Below are 294 nucleotides of genomic sequence, written 5' to 3'. Positions count from 1 at the left end.
ATCCAACGACTGTTGGACGTGGTACAGTTGTCTGCCAAAAATAATAAATAGAAAAACAAGCAAGTTTTCCAAGAATTATACTACTTAAAGTGTCATAATATTGTTTTCGATTCGCAAAGCAATAATAAATAAGTGCGCCGTATAAGTAAGGAAACCAAAGTAAATAAGGAAAAATAAATGCTTTCACAAATGGAATCCAATCATCAACTACAGTTGTGACATCTACTGCGTGTACAGTAGATTTATTTAATACATCGTAAAGGGGACTTACGAGTACGAGTAGAAGTATATAAC

1 pseudogene is annotated in these 294 nt (G+C 33.0%); it reads right to left on the bottom strand.

What is annotated here, in order from left to right:
* Positions 1 to 294, bottom strand: a pseudogene (locus ACSG5Z_RS31135) (phosphatase PAP2 family protein); the annotation flags it as partial.

It is taken from the genome of Bacillus pretiosus, from assembly GCF_051294775.1.
In the GTDB taxonomy this organism is placed as follows: Bacteria; Bacillota; Bacilli; order Bacillales; family Bacillaceae_G; genus Bacillus_A; species Bacillus_A wiedmannii.
Note: the sequence above shows the minus strand (reverse complement) of the source record. Positions and strands in the feature narration are given on the sequence as shown.